The 19,474-nt window shown below is 40.8% G+C and carries 19 protein-coding genes; 10 read left to right on the top strand and 9 right to left on the bottom strand.

What is annotated here, in order from left to right; genetic code table 11:
• Window positions 1–14: 14 nt before the first annotated feature.
• Window positions 15–1,595 carry a sodium/proton antiporter NhaB gene (gene nhaB, locus ISP07_RS01650; protein WP_209326574.1) on the bottom strand — a complete coding sequence of 527 codons (1,581 nt, stop codon included), beginning with the start codon at window positions 1,593–1,595 and terminating at the stop codon, window positions 15–17.
• 232 nt (window positions 1,596–1,827) lie between these two features.
• On the opposite strand from nhaB, the gene fadR reads away from it, so the two are divergent.
• On the top strand, window positions 1,828–2,541 hold the full coding sequence (fadR, locus tag ISP07_RS01645; RefSeq protein WP_054561887.1) for a fatty acid metabolism transcriptional regulator FadR: 714 nt from the start codon (window positions 1,828–1,830) through the stop codon (window positions 2,539–2,541).
• Between the two features lie 54 nt (window positions 2,542–2,595).
• Here the strand turns inward: fadR and ISP07_RS01640 are convergent, their stop codons facing one another.
• Window positions 2,596–3,477, bottom strand: a complete 882-nt coding sequence (locus tag ISP07_RS01640) for an NAD-dependent epimerase/dehydratase family protein (protein ID WP_209326573.1) — start codon at window positions 3,475–3,477, stop codon at window positions 2,596–2,598.
• A 279-nt stretch (window positions 3,478–3,756) separates the two neighbouring features.
• Here ISP07_RS01640 and ISP07_RS01635 point away from each other — a divergent pair, with 279 nt between their 5' ends.
• Entirely contained in the window at window positions 3,757–4,362 is a 606-nt protein-coding gene (locus ISP07_RS01635) for a peroxiredoxin C (RefSeq protein ID WP_054551729.1), read from the top strand.
• A 68-nt stretch (window positions 4,363–4,430) separates the two neighbouring features.
• Here the strand turns inward: ISP07_RS01635 and ISP07_RS01630 are convergent, their stop codons facing one another.
• The gene (locus ISP07_RS01630) at window positions 4,431–6,956 is read right to left on the bottom strand and encodes a TonB-dependent receptor (protein ID WP_228290492.1); all 2,526 of its coding nucleotides are present in this window, start codon (window positions 6,954–6,956) and stop codon (window positions 4,431–4,433) included.
• 265 nt (window positions 6,957–7,221) lie between these two features.
• A complete protein-coding gene (gene smpB, locus ISP07_RS01625; protein WP_054551727.1) occupies window positions 7,222–7,701 on the bottom strand; it encodes an SsrA-binding protein SmpB in 480 nt (159 codons plus the stop codon).
• A gap of 133 nt (window positions 7,702–7,834) precedes the next feature.
• Between smpB and ISP07_RS01620 the strand changes: the two genes are divergently transcribed.
• A complete protein-coding gene (locus ISP07_RS01620; RefSeq protein ID WP_054551726.1) occupies window positions 7,835–8,275 on the top strand; it encodes a type II toxin-antitoxin system RatA family toxin in 441 nt (146 codons plus the stop codon).
• Complete coding sequence (locus ISP07_RS01615; protein ID WP_138601550.1) at window positions 8,272–8,598, top strand: RnfH family protein; 327 nt, start codon at window positions 8,272–8,274, stop codon at window positions 8,596–8,598. The genes ISP07_RS01620 and ISP07_RS01615 overlap by 4 nt, the downstream gene beginning before the upstream one ends.
• A gap of 41 nt (window positions 8,599–8,639) precedes the next feature.
• Here ISP07_RS01615 and ISP07_RS01610 read toward each other — a convergent pair whose 3' ends face one another.
• Window positions 8,640–9,002 carry an outer membrane protein assembly factor BamE gene (locus ISP07_RS01610; protein WP_054551724.1) on the bottom strand — a complete coding sequence of 121 codons (363 nt, stop codon included), beginning with the start codon at window positions 9,000–9,002 and terminating at the stop codon, window positions 8,640–8,642.
• A 117-nt stretch (window positions 9,003–9,119) separates the two neighbouring features.
• Between ISP07_RS01610 and ISP07_RS01605 the strand changes: the two genes are divergently transcribed.
• Window positions 9,120–9,437 (top strand): GIY-YIG nuclease family protein, encoded by a 318-nt coding sequence (locus ISP07_RS01605; protein WP_054551723.1) that lies wholly within the window; start codon window positions 9,120–9,122, stop codon window positions 9,435–9,437.
• Here ISP07_RS01605 and ISP07_RS01600 read toward each other — a convergent pair whose 3' ends face one another.
• From ISP07_RS01600 to ilvC, 4 genes are all read right to left on the bottom strand, one after another.
• Window positions 9,438–10,304, bottom strand: a complete 867-nt coding sequence (locus tag ISP07_RS01600) for a M28 family peptidase (RefSeq protein WP_209326571.1) — start codon at window positions 10,302–10,304, stop codon at window positions 9,438–9,440. It lies immediately after the preceding gene.
• The gene (locus ISP07_RS01595) at window positions 10,291–11,475 is read right to left on the bottom strand and encodes a tetratricopeptide repeat protein (protein ID WP_209326570.1); all 1,185 of its coding nucleotides are present in this window, start codon (window positions 11,473–11,475) and stop codon (window positions 10,291–10,293) included. Before ISP07_RS01595 ends, ISP07_RS01600 begins: the two co-directional genes overlap by 14 nt.
• 84 nt (window positions 11,476–11,559) lie before the next feature.
• Window positions 11,560–13,473 carry a methyl-accepting chemotaxis protein gene (locus tag ISP07_RS01590; protein ID WP_166339001.1) on the bottom strand — a complete coding sequence of 638 codons (1,914 nt, stop codon included), beginning with the start codon at window positions 13,471–13,473 and terminating at the stop codon, window positions 11,560–11,562.
• Window positions 13,474–13,617: 144 nt separating this feature from the next.
• Entirely contained in the window at window positions 13,618–15,090 is a 1,473-nt protein-coding gene (gene ilvC, locus ISP07_RS01585) for a ketol-acid reductoisomerase (RefSeq protein WP_209326569.1), read from the bottom strand.
• Window positions 15,091–15,236: 146 nt separating this feature from the next.
• Here ilvC and ilvY point away from each other — a divergent pair, with 146 nt between their 5' ends.
• From ilvY to ISP07_RS01560, 5 genes are all read left to right on the top strand, one after another.
• Window positions 15,237–16,139 (top strand): HTH-type transcriptional activator IlvY, encoded by a 903-nt coding sequence (ilvY, locus tag ISP07_RS01580; RefSeq protein WP_054551718.1) that lies wholly within the window; start codon window positions 15,237–15,239, stop codon window positions 16,137–16,139.
• Between the two features lie 179 nt (window positions 16,140–16,318).
• On the top strand, window positions 16,319–17,368 hold the full coding sequence (locus ISP07_RS01575; RefSeq protein ID WP_209326568.1) for a GGDEF domain-containing protein: 1,050 nt from the start codon (window positions 16,319–16,321) through the stop codon (window positions 17,366–17,368).
• Between the two features lie 225 nt (window positions 17,369–17,593).
• Complete coding sequence (locus ISP07_RS01570; protein WP_209326709.1) at window positions 17,594–18,373, top strand: MipA/OmpV family protein; 780 nt, start codon at window positions 17,594–17,596, stop codon at window positions 18,371–18,373.
• A gap of 1 nt (window position 18,374) precedes the next feature.
• Window positions 18,375–18,761 (top strand): DUF3019 domain-containing protein, encoded by a 387-nt coding sequence (locus ISP07_RS01565; protein WP_054551716.1) that lies wholly within the window; start codon window positions 18,375–18,377, stop codon window positions 18,759–18,761.
• Window positions 18,762–18,775: 14 nt separating this feature from the next.
• A complete protein-coding gene (locus tag ISP07_RS01560; RefSeq protein ID WP_054551952.1) occupies window positions 18,776–19,468 on the top strand; it encodes a response regulator in 693 nt (230 codons plus the stop codon).
• Window positions 19,469–19,474 lie beyond the last annotated feature (6 nt).

Below are 19,474 nucleotides of genomic sequence, written 5' to 3'. Positions count from 1 at the left end.
TTTAAATAATCGTTTTAATGACCACCTAATGAGCCAGGTAACGCACCACTATGGTGATTGATTAAGCCCCATTGATACAGCAAGTCAGTCATATCTGAAAGGCTGAATAAGGTCATGCTCAAGCCAACAACCGTCAACACTATGGTATAAGGTAGCGCCATGTATACCATGCGTCCATAAGATAGTCTTAACACAGGGGCTAATGTTGATGTAAGCAAGAATAAGAAGGCAGCTTGTCCATTAGGCGTAGCAACACTTGGTAAATTAGTACCTGTGTTAATTGCCACAGCTAATAGGTCAAATTGATCACGGGTAATTTGACCTGCCTGTAACGCAGCAGCCACTTCATTGATATACACAGTACCCACGAACACGTTATCGCTGACCATCGACAGAATACCGTTGGCAATGAAGAACATCACCAGTTGCAGCTGACCTTCGAAAGTAAGTACCCATGCGATCACAGGTGTAAATAAATGCTGATCGATAATAACTGCAACAATTGAGAAGAATACGCAAAGTAACGCTGTGAATGGTAGGGCTTCTTCAAATGCTTTACCTAATTGGTGCTCTTCAATAATACCTGCACTGGCCGTGGCAAAAATAATAACAGACAAACCAATTAAACCAACAGTGGCTAAGTGAAGGGCTAAACCTATGATCAACCAAACAGCAATGAAAGCTTGAATCGCTAGGTTAACTTTGTCGCGTGTAGTGCGTTTTTTCTCTAGCTTTTTAGCATGATCCGATAAAATCGTGTGGATGGGGGCAGGGAGTTTTGCGCCGTAACCAAAGGTTTTGGTTTTTTCGAGTAAGAAAGTAGTGGCAATACCTGCAATCATAACGGGTAAAGTAATAGGCAACATTCGGAAGAAAAATTCGCCAAATAACCAGCCTGCACGCTCTGCAATGATCAAGTTCTGTGGCTCGCCTACCATAGTACAAACACCGCCTAAGGCAGTACCTATGGATGCATGCATTAATAAATTACGAAGAAAAGCACGAAACTCTTCAAGCTCTTGACGATTGACAGGGCGAACTTGGTTATCGTCATTTATATCATGCTCACTGCTGGAGTCTTTGCCTGATGCTACCTTGTGGTAAATACTGTAAAAGCCCATCGCGACGGCAATAACAACGGCCATCACCGTTAACGCATCTAAAAAAGCAGATAAAAATGCGGCAGCTATCGTAAACGACAGGGATAATACGGTTTTACTTCGTACTGAAACAACCAGCTTTGTAAAGATATATAAAAGTAAGTCTTTCATAAAATAGATACCAGCAACCATAAAGATAAGTAACAGGATCACATCGATATTCTGTACTATCTCATGTTCAACTTGACCTGCTGTTGTCATGCCGATAAACAAGGCTTCAATTGCCAGTAAACCACCCGGTTGTAGCGGGTAACATTTAAGTGCCATGGCGAGTGTAAAAATAAACTCTAACACTAATACCCATCCTGCCAGATAAGGATTAAGTTGAAATAACACCGGGTTGATTAGTAAAAACGCAATAATGGTGTATTTATACCACTTTGGTGAAGTTCCTAAAAAATTTTTAAATAGAGCTGGTAAAACGCGCTGCTGCATGGCCATACCTATATCAGTGCTGGTTATTATTGTTAATAAATAGAAATTGATTATATCGATAGTATTGTTATTTGATGTACTTTTAATCCAAAAGGCCATTTATTTAACTAGATCTTATAGATTTTTATGTACTGCCGAGTTAGTTTACTTGTTAGTTGCTTATCATCTGGTACAATCAGTGAGTTGAACACCAAATGCGGTAAAAGTAGTTGCTAACTCAAGTGGAAAGTGAATGAGAATTTTTAAAGCGAAAAGCCCAGCAGGTTTTGCTGAAGAATACATTGTTGAATCTATTTGGAATGGTGACTTTCCGCCTGGCTCAATTCTTCCAGCTGAGCGTGAATTATCTGAGCTGATAGGTGTTACACGTACAACCTTACGTGAAGTACTTCAGCGTCTAGCCCGTGATGGCTGGCTAACGATTCAGCACGGTAAACCTACCCGTGTAAATAACTTCTGGGAAACCTCGGGCCTGAACATTTTAGAAACGCTAGCGCGACTAGATGAAGACAAAATGCCAGAGCTTACAGATCAATTACTTTCTGCTCGCACTAATATCAGCGCAATTTATACCCGTGCGGCTATTAAGCTTGCTCCTGAGCGTGTAATTGAAATTTTATCGCAAAGTGAAGAGCTAGAAGACAGTGCGCAAGCATTTGCTGATTACGATTATAAAGTCCACCATGAATTAGCAGTTGCGGGTAATAACCGCATTTACGTTCTTATCCTAAATGGCTTTAAAGGTTTCTACTCAAAAATTGGCTGCCACTACTTCTCTGATTCTCGAACTCGTGAATTAGCGCGTCAATTTTATAAAGATTTAACAGAACTGGCAGAGCGTCGTGAACACGACGGTGCGATTTCAATGATGCGTAAATATGGTCATCAAACAGGTGAAATTTGGCAACAAATTCGTGGTGATATGCCAGAAGATATCATGGACTAAGCGACCGTAATTAATATTCTATTTTGAAAACCCAGCTAAAAGCTGGGTTTTTTGTTAGTTACTTTTAAGCACAGGGAGTACTTCAGCGCTTTCATCATCAAGCATTGCTAAAACACTATTAAAATCATGTTTGGGATGCCAGCCAAGTTGCTGCTGCGCTCTAGTTGAATCGTATACTCGGTCTAAACTCGTTGGTAATAGCCAGCCCCGCTCCTTGAATGCATCTGCTAATGCTGGGATTTTTTCAATAATGACTTTATCTGCTTGCTTATAAAGCGGCCGGCAATCTTTTTTTGAATAAGGCGTAACGCCTGAAATAATAAAGCGATTAAAACCACTTAGTTTTTTCTCGATTGCACATAAATGAGCATTGGCAACATCGCGAGCGTCGATGCCACGGCTATTACGAAATAGCGCCATCGTATCTGCAGGTTCAGGAAAACAGCGAGACATCTGTAATACTGTGATTGGTAATTTGTGCTTTATTGAAATAGCTTCAAGCTTGGCTTCAGCGGCAATTTTAGTTTTATGGTAAATGGATTTTGGCTTTGGAATAATATCCTCGTTTACCCAACCCGCTTGACCTAATGGCGTTGAAGCTGAACCATAGAGCGCTGTGGTGCTGGTAAAAATAAACTGTTTTACGCCTGCTTCTATACCTAACAGTGCCAGTTGTTCTGTCGCCTCCACATTTATAGTGTAAAAATCGTCGTCAGAGTGCAGACCAACATGAGGGGCATGTAAAGCGGCTGTATGAATTATTACATCTACGCCTTGAAGAGCTTGTTTAATTAAACATTGATCACGGATATCTCCCACAAAGTCAGCTGTAGAGCAGGGCGTTTTATCCATCCCAACGACATTATAATTGCTCATTAACTTAATATAAATTGCACGGCCAACCCGACCTGCTGAACCTGTGATCAAAACTTTCATTTTTCTACCTAGTTGCTTAGCTCAGCATATTTTATCAGATTTTAGCTGCTGATTTTGCAGCTCTTTGCGATTGTTTGTTTCAAGAGTTACGTAATATTTTAATAAATCAATTTTTCCGATTAGGCATATCGCTTTTTTCGATTGTTCATTTGTCTGTAACCTCATTACACTATCTTGCAATTTATCAATACTTACACTTGGTTTTTGCGTTTTAGTAACCATATCTATGTGAGTATTGCTTAGGCAATTGGAAATAAACTCAAATATTTGGAGATAAAAATGGGTGTATTAGTTGGCCGTCAGGCACCAGACTTTACTGCAGCAGCTGTTCTTGGTAACGGTGAAATCGTTGAAAACTTCAACCTAAAAGAAACTATCAAAGGTAAAAAAGCAGTTATCTTCTTTTACCCGTTAGACTTCACTTTCGTTTGTCCTTCAGAGTTAATCGCTTTCGACAAGCGTTTTGAAGAGTTCCAAAAGCGTGGCGTTGAAGTAATTGGTGTTTCTATCGATTCACAATTCTCACACAATGCATGGCGTAACACTGCCGTTGCTGACGGTGGTATTGGTCAAGTTAAATATGCACTAGTTGCAGACGTTAAACACGAAATCTGTCAAGCATACGATGTTGAGCACCCAGAAGCAGGTGTTGCTTTCCGTGGTTCTTTCCTTATCGACGAAGAAGGTAACGTACGTCACCAAGTAGTTAACGACCTTCCTCTAGGCCGTAACATCGACGAAATGATCCGCATGGTTGACGCGCTAGCGTTCCACAGCGAGCACGGTGAAGTATGTCCAGCTGGTTGGACTGAAGGCAAAAAAGGTATGGACGCAAGCCCTGAAGGTGTTGCTAAGTTCCTTTCTGAAAACGAAGGCGACCTATAATTTAGGCCTTAGTTAAAGAATTAAAAAACCCGCCAATTGGCGGGTTTTTGTTTTTAAGCACAACAAGATTAATTAAAACGCATCGTTAGTTTAGTATAGAAATAACGACCACGAGGGTTATGTACGCTTGATACATAGCCATATAAGTCGCCATCGCCATCACCGATTGCAAACGGAGGATCTTCATCAAACACGTTATTCACACCCACAGAAAGTTTGATTTTCTCTGAGAAGTTATACGCTGTTTGTAAATCAACCAGCGTTTGTGAATCAACCATACGTGATGTGTTGCTATCAAAGTCTAAATTACCGTCAAAGTCGATATCTGGCGTATCTTCAAACTCGCCCGTGTAACTAACGTTCACATTGGTGTTGAAGTCACCCATTTCCCAATTTGTTGAGAAAATCCAACGGTTTTCAGGATAACGATATTCGCCAGTGTAATCGCGGCCATCTTTCTTAAATTCGTTTTGGTAAGCCCATTCTAAATTGAATTTTAAGAAGCCGTAATCGTTCATCGCATGTGTGTAGTTAGCCGATACATCGACACCTGATACTTCTTGTGATGAGACGTTTTCAAAGGTGCTATAAACTTTTTGGATTACACCTAAGCTTTGACCATTTTGTGGTGCTAAACGCACGCAGACAGTGCTGTTTTGATCATTACAGTTTTCATCATAGATAGGGCCGAACTCTTGCTCATCTATCTTATTATCTTGTGTAATGCTCCATACATCGATTCCAAAACCAAATTCAGCGGTTGGTGCCCAGATAAAGCCAACATTCCATGACTCTGACTCCTCAGCTTCAAGGTTTGGGTTACCTGCAAATTGGATATTGTAATCTAGAGCGTTACAGTCAAGCCCTGTTGCCTGACAGCGGTAAGTATCTACAAAGAATTGACTTTCTTCCGACGGACCTAAACCAATTTGTGCTAGTGAAGGCGCGCGGAAACCTTGAGCCCACGAACCACGAACAGTGATTGAATCAGTTGGTGCCCAGCGAACAGCTACTTTAGGGTTTGTAGTTGAGCCAAAATCGCTGTAGTCATCGTATCGACCAGCTAGTTGCAGTTCTAGGTTATCAGCCAGCGGAATTGAAAACTCAATGTAAGCTGCGTATTGGTCGCGTTCAGCAGCGGCTGATACAGACTCAGTACCAAAAATTAAACCACGCTGGAATTGGTCGTCTGGAATATCGCTCACATCTTCTTCACGGTATTCAATACCTGCAGCCATCATTACTACATCATCGCCAAAGCTGAATGCTTCACCACTAATATTTGCATCAAATGAGGTCATATGAGACTCACCACGGCGCACTAAGCTTGTCGTGATACGGTCAATCACTGCCTGGTCATTATAGGTGCCACCAAATGGATTATAGTTACCTGCATCGATTTCTTGTTGTAGGAAATCAGTGCGCACCCAACCTTGGCTTCTATTACCTGTTTGCATTGATTCACTGCGACCTTTTTGAACAGCAGCTTCCCAGCTCCAGTCACTGATCTCACCTTTTAGACCGGCAACAAAGCGAAGCGTATCAGATTCAATATCCCATTGGCGAGGGCCGGCATCTACGGTTCTGTAGCGACCAATTTCGATATCTTGGCCAAATGGGTTGTTAGGATGGCTTGCAGGTACTGTAAGGCCTGCATCTTCATCAAGCGGGGTCGGTGCACCTGCTGCTTGCGACGTATTATGTTGTACTGCAACCTCTAAGAAAGCTGAAATACCATTGTCGAAGTTATATTCAAATTGTGAGATAGCACCGACACGCTCAGATGCTGGGGTTACGTAACCATACGGGCCGTAGTCAAATAAGCAGCTGCCACTTGCGGTTGCATTTTCTGCTGGGCAGGCTGGATCAATGGTTTTTTCACCATCTACATAGAAGTAGCCCGGGAAGCCACGCGATGAGCGAAAATCCATACCACCGTATGGTTCTTGGTTGGCTGTGCCTAGGCGGCCCATTTCATCAGATGAGAGTGCTGTGTTGTTAAAGTAATCAATAATAATTGATGCGCTGCTTTTCTCTGTACTGGTACCCCATACTAAACTTGCTGTTTTTTCTTCGTAGTTAGGACCATCAGTGCCGCCATATCCAAGGTTTACCTCTAGGCCGTTAATATCTTTCTTTAAGATAATATTAACTACACCAGCAACTGCATCAGAACCATAAATAGCTGATGCGCCATCCTTTAAAATATCGATACGCTCAATCGCAGAGACAGGAATTGAGTTGATATCAACGAATGAATTGGTAATGCTCTCAGCAAAAGCGCTAATAGATACACGACGGCCATTAATAAGTACCAATGTAGCGTCTGAGCCTAAGCCACGAAGACTGACTGCTGCAGCACCATTGGCTGTAGAGTCTTGGTTATTACCGCGAGTAGAAAAAGTACCATTACCGGCAACAGGCATACGCTCTAATAGTTGTTGTAGGTTGTCGTAGCCCATGTTATCGATGTCTGCACGACTGATTGATTGAACCGGTGATGGCCCCTCAATGTCCGAGCGCTTGATGCGAGAACCTGTAACTTCAATACGCTCGACCTTTTCAGCTCCGTCTGACTCTGCAGCAGCAGACATAAAACTGGTGCCTGCTAATGCGGCAACTGTAAATGCGTAGAGAGGTCGTTGTATAAAGCGATGGGTGTTCTTCATATATTTCAATCCTTGTATAATTGTGAAAGTGTTGTGAATTAATCACGACAAAGATTGATACCATGTAAATGGCGGTGAATGAAATAGCAAAAAAGTATGGGTTTATTAAGGTATTAAGGTTCTTAAGTGGTAAGAGTCAGGACTGGTAGGGGGTACGAGCCTAACAAAAATGTTAGGCTCATTTCATAAATTAAGCTTTATGTTTCATCAGGCGTTCTTTTTCACGCGCCCAGTCTTTATTTTTTCCGTCTTCACGTTTGTCGTGCATCTTTTTACCTTTAGCAAGGTGGAACTCCAACTTCACCCAGCATTTTTTCCAGTACATTGCAGTTGCGATTAATGAAAAACCTTCGCGTTCTGTAGCACCGATAAGACGATCGATTTCGCGCTTATTTAAAAGTAACTTACGATACCTTAAAGGATCGCAAATTACGTGAGTAGAAGCACTGTTGAGAGGCTGAATTTGACTGCCAAGTAAAAATGCTTCGCCGTTTTTAATGTGAATATAAGTCTCAGAGATGTTTACTTTACCAGCTCGGATACTTTTTACTTCCCAGCCCTGTAGTTCAACCCCTGCTTCGAACTTATCGTGTAAAAAATACTCATGACGCGCTTTTTTGTTTAGCGCGATGGTATTACTTGTCGATTTAGATGATTTTTTCTTAGCCATAGTGGCTCATATTATACGTAAAAACAGCGTTTTTACATCGCTTTTTTAAGGCTTTGCAGAAATTTTCGCGTCACTAATATTTGGGTAAATAGTCAAAGCTTGCTAAAATTCGCCGACAAAGTTGGGAGTGAATATGCCGCAAATAGAAAAAAGTGCGCTGGTAATGTACAGCAGCAAAGAAATGTTTGATTTAGTGAATGATGTAGATGCATATCCAGAGTTTTTACCACATTGCTCTGATGCTAAAATCATTACACAACAAGCCAGTGGTATGACAGCTAGTCTAGAAATATCGAAAGCAGGTTTAAAAAAGTGGTTCACTACCGAAAATACCTTCATAGATGAGCAAACTGTTGCACTACGCTTAGTCGATGGCCCATTTAAAAAGCTGCAAGGCAAATGGCACTTTTTACCGCTGGACGATAAAGCTTGTAAAGTGCAACTGCATCTTGAGTTTGAATTTGCTAGTAAGCTTATTGAGCTGGCTTTCGGAAAAGTATTTAACGAAGTCGCTAAGAATATGGTTAATGCATTTACTCAACGCGCTAAAACTGTATATGGAGTTCGCCCATGATCACTGTTGAAGTGGTTTTCGCCTTACCAACAACAGCAACCAGTTTACTGGTCGAAGTGCCTGTAGGTACTACCGCTGAGCAAGCGGTGATTAAGTCGGGCATTATCGAGAAGTGCCCAGAAATAGACGCAAATAATTTGACGCTTGGGATTTGGAATCGTACTTGCAAACTGAATCAAGAAGTAAAAGATGGCGATCGTATTGAGATTTATCGACCTCTTATTGCTGATCCAAAGGATGCACGCAGGCGCCGTGCTGAAAAAGCCAAAGAAGAGGGCCGAGCAAATAAAATTACAGGCGGGCGTCCGCTTAATAAGGCATAAAAAAGGGTAGCCTAGGCTACCCTTAATAATTTGCGCTGCTATTACTCTTGTTCAAGCGGCGTATTAAATTCGCTAGGTTGTTCATAGTCACCCGATAACGAAACAAGCTTATCGTTTTCGAAGTTAATAGTGAGTGATTTACGTTGCTCGTTGCTACGACCAAGATTGAATACGTACAGGTAGTGCCAGGTATTTTTATCAAATGAGTCTTCAGCGACTGGCTTGCCTAGTACATACAGTACTTGCTCGCGCGTCATATTAACACGTAGCTTATCTACATCTGATTGCTCTAAGAAATTACCTTGAGGAATGTTGATTCGGTAAACCCAGCTTGAACACCCTGCTGTAGCACTTAAAGTAAGGGTAAGTACTAACCAAAAAGAAAAAGTTTTAAACGACTGCATTATTTGTTTGAATCCTTATTTTTTATACACTGCATGATACCGATTAGTCACTGAAGGTAAAACCCTTTTCAGTAATTGTTTTTACACAAATGCGATTAACAATCAAGAGGCACAAATTTGACCACAGCAAACCCAGAAAGTTTACAGCAGCCTATAAAAAACAATGATAATTCAGAGAGTCTGTGGCATTTGTACATAGTGCAAACACGTTTGGGTCATTGGTATACGGGGATCACCACCAATGTTGAAAAGCGATTTATGCAGCATCAAGCGGGAAAAGGGGCTAAAAACCTCAAAGGCAAGGGGCCTTTAACACTTATCTATCAACAGCAAGTGGGTAACCGTAGTGAAGCAACTAAACTTGAAATAAGCGTAAAAAAGCTAAGTAAAGCGCAAAAAAGGCAGTTTGTTTTAACGTCTGAGCTACCAAAGTAGCTAACTTGCAAGCTTTTCAATAAATAGGGCTATTTTCGCCATGGCATATTCGAACAATGTAAAGTCGATGTGCGCAGCTGTGTCGGTGCTCTGATGATGATGTTTATCGTGTCCGATGCCAAAGTAAATATAAGGGATCCCCGCTTTAGCAAACGAATAGTGGTCGCTTGCTTTTCGCCAATCAACATTGAGGTCAAATAACCGATTTAGCCTCGCTGATGAACTAGTTGCCATAAAGGTTAGCTGCTCATCAGACAAAGCTTTAATGTCATCTTTATAGTGCGCTAATGATTGCTTATCTAAAAACGCATAGATACGCGGTTTTCGTGGATTCACAACAAGCATATCTAAATTAATGTTAAGTTTTATTTTGTCTGTATTAAGTGTCGATACCAAGTAATCGCTACCATGTAGGCCATTTTCTTCGGCATCGGTTGCAACAAACATTAACTGATAGCGTTGAGGGCTTTGTGCAAAGTGGTCAGCTAAATAAAGTAAAGCTGCAACGCCGCTGGCGTTATCATTGGCACCCGGGTAAAGCCGACTGCCTTGTTGCCCAAGGTGGTCGTAATGGGCTGTAAAAATAATTTTTTTACACTTTTCACAAGGGCTATTTTTTATCGCAACAATGTTTCTCCCAACCGCCTCACTAAAGAAACCTGATTGATAAGTAAAAATTTGTTCATTTACTGAATAGCCAAGAGCGACAAAGCGCTCTGCTATGAAATCGGCGGCTAATTTAGCGCCCTCGGTATTCGTTTTTCGCCCAGCAAATTGAGGCGATGTTAGCGTTATAACGTCTTGTACTAAGTTTGTATTGGCAAAAGCGTGCCCTGTGCTTATCAGGGCAGCACTAGCGGTAATCAATAAGTTTTGCAGTATGCGAGCGAAGCGCTTGTAATTTACTTTCGTAACGCTGTTTATCATGATCAAAGTCAGCTTTATTGTTTGCCATAGTTAAATACTTTTTAGCCAGTTTTAAGTCACCCAATTGATAATAGGTTCTGGCTAAACCAAAATCAGTATCATGTAGGGTTGAATTTAAGTCACGGGCTTTTTTGTAGTGTTTTATGGCATCTTGGTAACGGCTGGTCGTATAGGCATCATTACCTAAAGAAATATGGTAATAAGGGTTTGCTTGGCGTTTCTTGTCAAGCATAGCTAATATAGCTTGGCCTTGCTCTTTACGATCGGTCAGGTTATAGAGTCTTGCTAAATTGCCAAGCGCGGTGTTGTTGTCAGGATCTAAACTAATCGCATATTGGTAGGCTGTTTCAGCACTTTGATAGTCACTCGTTAATCTGAATAATACCCCAAGGTTGCCCCATGCACCTGAGTAGTTGCTATCAATATCAACTGCTGCTTTGTAATAGCTAAAAGCAGTGTCGTAATCATGTTTTAACATCGCAGCTGCGCCCTTATTGTTATAAAACATCGCTGTGATGCGGGCTTTGTTGATGTTGCTGGTTTTAAACGCCTCTTGGCGACTGTTAGGGTCAAAGTCTATCACCAAAGAGCGCTCTTGAGGGTATATAACTTTACGATTTAACACTTGTTTTGTTGATTCACTCACTTTCAAATTGATATGCCCTGTGAGTAAGTTAAAACCATTATCCAGCGCCCAATACTCTGGGATATGCACTTTTTGAAATTGCCCTTCGAGGCCAAGATAGTCAGCGAGGCTGTAGGCTAAAATCGATAACGATAAACAGTTAGCATTTAAATTTTCGTAGGCTTGATTGGCCGTTAAGGTCGCACCAGATTGATAAGATAAAGACGCATCGCCATTTTGTAATAGAAACCTGAGTAAGCCTTTAGTACTTTGCAATGATCGACCATCTTTGGGAAAAGTACTGTCAAGTTGTTGTTTGACATGTTTGCTTAATGCAAAAATTTCTTGTTGGGTTTCAACTGAGGTTTGGGTAAACGTATTACTTTTCACCAAAGCAAGTGGTGGTGGGGCGGTGTTATTTTCTGTACTACTACACGCTGTTAATAAGCAAAAGCTTGAGGCGAAAACAATGCTAGGTAATTTCATTTGACCCTCTTAATTCTTGGCCTAATACCATTAAAGTATAGGCCGTGAATGAAAAAGGGTCAGGGTTAACTGTTACAAAACGTGTCAGCGTTTATCAAATGTTGCAACAAGGTCATCAAGGGTTTGCGCACTGTTTGCTAAGTCTTTGATTGCTTGTTCACTATCAATTTGTTCACGCATGACGTTATCACTAATGTCACTTATTTGCTCAATGTTACGACCGACATCTGCCACTACATTACTTTGCTCTTCAGTTGCAGTTGCGATTAAGGTTGCCATATCGTTTATTTCATTGGCAGCATCGTTAATGGCATTAAGTAATTCAACAGAACTCTGCATTGCATCAACGCTTAATTGAGCTTGTGATTTTGAGTGATTAATATGATTAACCACTAAATCAGACGTATTTGTTAGTTCACTGATCATGGTTTGAATTTCAGTTGTTGATTGCGACGTGCGATTTGCAAGCGCTCTAACTTCATCAGCTACAACAGCAAAGCCTCGGCCGTGCTCACCCGCACGAGCAGATTCAATCGCTGCGTTGAGCGCTAACAAGTTGGTTTGCTCCGAAATCCCTCTGATAGAGTCGACAATACTGGCAATCGCTTGCGTTTTATTTGCCAGCTCGTTTACTTGCTCGGTGATATTATCGATATCACATGCCAATTCAATTATTGCTTCTTTACTTTGCGTTACCTGAGTATGGCTTTGTTCAGTGTTCTGCTTGCTATTCTCAGTGAGCTTAGCCGTGTTCGCTGCGCTTGAGGCAATTTCTTGCACTGTTGCACCCATTTCATTAATCGCCGCAGCAACCGAGATAGTTTGCTCTTTTTGATTATCAAGCGCTACGGAGTTCTTTTGTGCTTGCTGAAACACATGATCGGCGCTTTGTCTAATTTCACTACTTTCTTGAGCTACTTGGCTAATTGCAGTTTCAATCTTAGAGATAAATTGGTTAAAGCCCGCTGATAAGTTTGCAAGTTCAGGTTGCTCAGAGTCAGGAAGTCTATACGCTAAATTAGCATCACCAGAGCCTAAACGGGTGAACAACTCAGCCATTTTCGACAGCGGCGATGAAAGCGTACGTGCCAGGACTAAACCTGCAAAGCTTGCAATCAACGCAATCACAATCGCAAAGCTGATGATTTGCCATTGTAAAACTTGAATGCTCGAAAACACTTCGTGCTTTGGCACTTGGGCAATAACAAACAAATCAGTGTTTTTAATTGGGCTTGCCGCCACTAAGGTTGCTTCACCATTAAGGTTGATTTCTTGTAAATTGAAGTCACTTTGCGTTAGTAGAGCCCGTGTGATGTCCGTTTTGTAAACGTCATCCAACTTAGCTTTAGCGACTTTGTTTTCGTCTTTATGCAGCTGAATTAGGCCGTTTTTATCTGCAACAAATACAAAACCGGTTTCTTCTATTTGAAAGCGTTTAAGCATGCCCTGCATATCGTCGATACTTTTTGCAAGGCCTGCTAAACCAATGCCATTAGTTTGCTGGTGGTTCACAAACATTTTTACATCAGTCGGTGACTCTTGATAGATACTGATCGAAAAGGGTTGTGCGGTGTTAGTAAACGCGAAAAACCAACCATCTTGCTCTTTAGTTAAAACGCGCAAGAAACCGTCTTGGTTCCAATATTGTGCTGTTTCACGGTTAGCCCAAGAAGCCGTTGCTAGATCGTACTGGGTAACAAGGCGGTTAAGCTCTTTTAGCAGTGTTTTATCATCTGTATTGCCAGAGTTAGCCCACTCTAATACAAACTCGTTACTGGAGAGTTGCTCAGCCGCACTGATCATTTGATTTATATCGTGAGTAATATAATTATCAATTGCTTGTAGTTTGCTCGGTAGTTCCGATTCAATCATTCGCTGTTCAATGATTTGTTTTGCACTGTATATCGCTGTTGCGCCGATTAACGCAGCAACAATGAGGGCGATAGAACTGCCAAGTAGGGTAATTTTTTTAGTGATGGTGAATTGATTTAACGCCATGAAAGTGTCTTAGTTTACAACATTTAAGTCAGTAATTTTAGCATACACTTTACAGATGACGAATCAATGTAGGGACAAAAAAAAAGCCCAAAGCATATAAGCAATTGGGCTTGGTTTCTAACAAGCGAAACTTACTTTCCAGGGTTAAACAATTTTCTTCATTGCTGACATGTAACCACGTAGTTTGCTACCAATGATTTCAACCGGGTGCTCGCGTAGTGCTTTATTCACGGCAATCAAGGTTTGGTTATCGACTTGGTTGCTTGCACTATCAAGACCTTTACCAATCACATCTGTATCGATGTCTTTCATAAAGTCTTGTAAAAGTGGTAAACACGCGTGGTTGTATAAGTAACAGCCATACTCTGCAGTATCTGAAATAGTTCGGTTCATTTCGAAAAGCTTCTTACGAGCAATAGTGTTTGCGATAAGCGGCGTTTCGTGTAGTGATTCATAGTAAGCAGATTCTGCGATGATACCTGCTGCAGTCATGGTTTCGAAGGCAAGCTCAACACCTGCTTTAACCATTGCAACCATTAAAATACCTTGGTCGAAGAATGCTTGCTCGCTGATTTCTTGGTCGGTATTTTGTTGCTTTTCGAATGCAGTTTCAGCCGTTTCTGCGCGCCATGCGAGTAATTTTGCGTCATCTTCAGCCCAATCAGCCATCATACCGCGTGAGAATTCGCCGCTGATGATATCGTCCATATGCTTGTTATAAAGTGGGCGCATGATTGTTTTAAGCTCTTCACTTAATTCAAATGCTTTCACTTTTGCTGGGTTTGATAAACGGTCAAGCATGTTAGTTACACCACCATACTTAAGTGCTTCAGTGATCACTTCCCAACCATATTGGATTAGTTTTGACGCGTAACTTGCATCAATGCCTTTTTCGACCATTTTATCGAAGCAAAGTAGTGAACCAGTTTGTAACATGCCACATAGAATCGTTTGCTCACCCATTAAGTCAGATTTAACTTCTGCAATGAATGATGATTTTAGTACACCCGCACGATGACCACCGGTACCTGCTGCATACGCTTTAGCTTGCGCTAAACCATGGCCTTGAGGGTCGTTTTCTGGGTGAACCGCGATTAATGTTGGTACGCCAAAGCCTCGTTTGTACTCTTCACGTACTTCTGAACCAGGGCACTTAGGTGCAACCATAATAACAGTTAGATCTTCACGGATTTGCATGCCTTCTTCAACAATGTTGAAGCCGTGTGAATAAGCAAGTGTTGCACCTTGTTTCATTAATGGCATGATGGCATTAACAACAGCCGTATGTTGTTTATCAGGTGTTAAGTTTAAAACTACATCTGCAGTTGGAATAAGCTCTTCATACGTGCCTACAGTAAAACCGTTTTCAGATGCGTTTAAGAAAGATTGACGACGCTCAGTAATTGCTGATTCACGTAATGTATAAGAAACATCTAAGCCTGAGTCACGTAAATTTAAACCTTGGTTAAGGCCTTGTGCGCCACAACCGACAATAACGAGTTTTTTCCCTTTTAAAGCGTCTACACCATCAGCAAACTCTGCTGGGTCCATAAATTCACACTGCGCTAATTGCGCTAACTGCTCTCTCAAAGGAAGAGTATTAAAATAATTCGCCATTGTTAGTGTCCTATAAATACAATTTTGTTAGAAAATCAAAGAACCGACGTGGTGTTCTTTGTATGTATTAACACTATGCAATTTTTTACCTTGCGTAAAATGATATATTTGAATTAAAGTATTTCATAAAATGAAATGGTGGCGATATGGATCACAAACATCTTAATTACTTTTTAGCGTTAGCCAAGACGCTACACTTTGCCAGAGCGAGTGAGCTTTGCCATATCAGTGCACCAACCTTGAGCCGTAATATTAAACAGCTCGAAGAAGAGGTTGGGGTGGTACTGTTTAATCGGGATAATCGCACTGTCAAATTAACTCGCGAAGGTGAGTCATTCATTGAGTACGCAAATGCGACGCTGGCTAACTGGCATCGTTTTAAGGCTAATGTGCAAGAGCCGCAACAGCATGTTTATGGCAATGTCAGTATTTATTGTTCTGTAACTGCCTCATATAGTTTTTTACATCAAATACTCGAGCAATTGCGAATGCAACATCCATATATTGAAATTACCCTTAATACCGGTGATCCCGCTCTTGCAATAAACCGTGTTTTAGATGGCCATGAAGATATGGCAATTGCCGCAAAACCTTTAAAGCTACCTGGGCAAATTGCCTTTACCAGTGTCGGGTACTCACCATTAGTATTGATAGCACCAAAAATAGCCTGCCCGATCAGCGAAAAGCTTTCTGCCAGTGAACAAATTGATTGGTCAGATTTAGAGTTTATTGTTGCTGAGCAAGGATTATCAAGGCAACGTCTTGAGCAGTGGTGGCGTAAAAAGAATATTCACGGCCGAATTTACGCACAGGTTGCAGGCCATGAAGCGATGGTGTCTATGGTGAGCTTAGGTTTAGGTATTGCCATGGTGCCAAAGATAGTTTTGGACAACAGTCCGCTTAAAGATAAAGTGCAAATCGTAAGTGATGCTGAGCAGACTGTTGCTGGTTTCGAAATTGGTTTAGCTGTTTTGAATAAAGAGCGCCATGATCCTGCGCTCAATGCTATCTGGAGCATTGCTCAATCACTTACTCAGCAAGCTATTTAGCGTTAACGATTTGATGTTGGTATAAAAGGTTTAATTTTTGATAGTTATTTAGTATTGGTTTTTGTGTTTATTTTTCGTGTTTTTTACTGGTTTTAAATGGATAAAATCCATTTTTATTGCTTTTTTTCAAGGTGTTGTTAACGTAATTTAAAATAATAAAATTTTCATGGCCTAGAATCATGATACTTTCTGCGCAAGCCGAGCATTCACTAAGTTATTCAAGTCACTGTTTGAAACAAGCTATTCCTCTCATGGTTAAGTACAAGATGCCAATAACACCGCTAAATTATGCGATTTGGTATGCGTATGTCAGCAATAAAACCCCCGAGCTTAATGATGCTTTAGATAAAATCATTGATGAATTTAAAACGTGCAGCCACGAGCATGCTAAAGCGCTGTTCAACCAGTTTTTATCTAGTGATGATTTAGCATTGTTTTATCAGTTATCAGGTGGTTTTAATGATGTTGTTGGAAAGGTACATCAAGACATCAATGAAGCAATAAATTACTCAACAGAGTTTAACCAAACGCTTCAAGAATGCCATTTGAAACTAAAAAATGCAGATATCAGCCAAGAAACAGGCTTTGATGATGTACTTGATTGTGTAGAACGCCTAAGTGATGAGTCAGCGACCTTACAAAGTAGGGCACAGGACTTTCAAAATCAATTAGCACAAGCTTATGCAGAAATTACCGACTTAAAACAAGAGTTGATTAGATCGAAAGATAAAGCGCAAAGAGATCCATTAACAGGGTTATTGAATCGTGGCAAGTTTGATGAGGATATAAAGCGTTTTTGTAAAAACAATGAATTAGCTCAAGTATCAGTATTAACCATGATAGATATTGATCATTTCAAATCATTTAATGATAACTTTGGACATCAAAAAGGGGACCAAGTTTTACGAGCAGTGTCTGCTAAGCTATTAAAGCATGTTTCCAGTATTGGCCAAGCCTATCGTTACGGTGGTGAAGAGTTTTGCTTTACGGCCCAGTTTGCAAGTATTAGTGATATGACGAATTTCACACAGCTACTTCGCCAAACTATCGCTAAATTACAAATCAAGAAGCCAAATTCTGATAAGGTGTTGAGTCAAGTAACGGCTAGTTTTGGTATTGCGATAAAAGCTAAAAATAGTAACCCTGAACAGCTCATTGCTAAAGCTGATAAGGCGCTTTACTTAGCTAAAGAACATGGTCGCAATCGCATAGAGATTGTCGAGGAGTAACAAACTTAATCGAAATATGTATCAAATTTGTGAATACTTGTAACCTACTGAGGACAGTTTGTTCACATCTTGATATTATGCTGACATTGCAAAATTTTCTTTGGTCGTAAAATAATAATGAAGTTTCTAACGATCAGGTTCTGCGTAGTTTTCTATGCTTTGGCGCTAGTATGTGTGGGTCAAGCGTATGCTGATGATTCTACTCGCACTGAACGTGAAAGCCGTATGGCAAATCAACAAATTGATACTGAGCAGTGGCACTTAAGTGTTAATACTGGGGCTGGGGTAATTACAAACCCATTGCATGGAGGTGACAATTTACCTTTAATACTGCTACCAGAGGTTGCTTTTTATGGTGAACAATGGTTTTTTGATAATGGTCGCTTAGGCTATTCCCTTCATGAAAGCGACACACATGTTGTTAACATTGTCACTGAATTTAACCCCGAGACCCGTTTTTTTATAGATTTTCATCCTAGTAATGTATTTGCCTTGCAAACGTCAAATAGCTTCGTTGTTGAATCAACGAGTAGTGATGAATTAGTTGAAAAGTCTGTTGTCACAACAAATGACGTAAAAAAAAGACGCTGGGCTTTAGATGCGGGCTTGAGTTATCACTATATCCGCAGTAATCATGTATTCTCTGTTCAGATTCTAGCTGATGTCTCCGGGGTTTATAAAGGGGCTCGCAGTGCCTTACAATGGCAATCTCACCATCAGTTAGGTCGTTTAAGTATCGCACCGAGCTTAGGTGTTTGGTATAAATCGAACGAATTAAATGATTATTTTTATGGTTTATCGGCCGAAGAATCATCATACGGAGAAATAGAGGTTGGCAGTAGCTGGCAACCTTATGCTAAAATCGACGCCCGTTGGCCTCTAGGTGAGACTAACTCTCTTCGTTTTCATTTAGCATATTATGACTACTCAGCCGTGGATGACAGTCCGCTTTTTGAACACACGTATTCGATGACTGCTTTTATAGGATTCAATCATATTTTTTAATATGAAGTATTTTGTTTTTAGTCTGTGTGTGTTTGTTGCTGTTATTTGGGCTCCCCCAAGCTATGCACAAGCGACTCAGTTTGATATCACACCAAAAGTGTGTGTTGTATTACAACAGCACGAATTTTGTGATCTTGAGTTAAAAATTAGCTGGAAAACTGCTCAACCTCAAGATCTGTGTTTATACCAAAATAACCAGCAAATTCAATGCTGGACTGATAGTAATAATGGGCTTTATAGCCATAAAGCGCGGGTTCAGGTTGAAACAATATACTCCTTAGTCAATCCGCACACGGGGAGCAAAGTTGCGACCACAAAAGTCGAAGTGCAAAGCACTGAAGCAAAAACAACGAGGCGTAGGTTACGTTCACCGTGGAGCTTTTTTTAAATCAGGAGCAACCAATGGCAAAGATTTTACTTGTTGAAGATGATCTCGGCTTACAGCAGTTAACACGCGATTACCTTCAGCATAATGGATTGGATGTTGCGGTCCTTGAACGCGGCGATGAAGTTTTCGAATACCTTGAGAACAATCCAGTTGATTTAATGATTTTAGATGTCATGTTACCGGGTAAAGATGGCTTTAGTGTTTGCCGTCAGGTACGCGATAAATTCAACTTACCAATTCTAATGCTTACAGCAAAAGGTGAAGACTTTGATCAAGTAATTGGGCTTGAACTAGGTGCAGACGATTATGTTATTAAGCCTGCAGAACCACGCGTATTATTAGCGCGCATCAACGCATTGTTACGCCGTGGTCAAGCTACAAACAAAGCACCAGAAGAGCTTAGCTTTGGCGATTTAACCATTGATAAAACTAGCCGCATTGTTACACTTAAAGGCAGTGAAATTACACTGACTTCTCATGAATTTGAGCTGCTTTGGTTGCTTGCTTCAAATGCAGGTGAAGTGTTAAGTCGTGAGCATGTTCATCAACATATGATTGGTCGTCAATATGATGGTTTAGACCGAACCGTTGACGTACGTGTATCGCGTATCCGTAAGAAATTAGGTGATAACAGTGATAAGCCATACCGAATTAAAACAGTTTGGGGGCAAGGTTACCTGTTCGTTTCTGATGCATGGGATATGTAATCATTA

The organism is Pseudoalteromonas sp. PA2MD11 (assembly GCF_017808125.1).
Classification (GTDB): Bacteria; Pseudomonadota; Gammaproteobacteria; order Enterobacterales; family Alteromonadaceae; genus Pseudoalteromonas; species Pseudoalteromonas simplex.
Note: the sequence above shows the minus strand (reverse complement) of the source record. Positions and strands in the feature narration are given on the sequence as shown.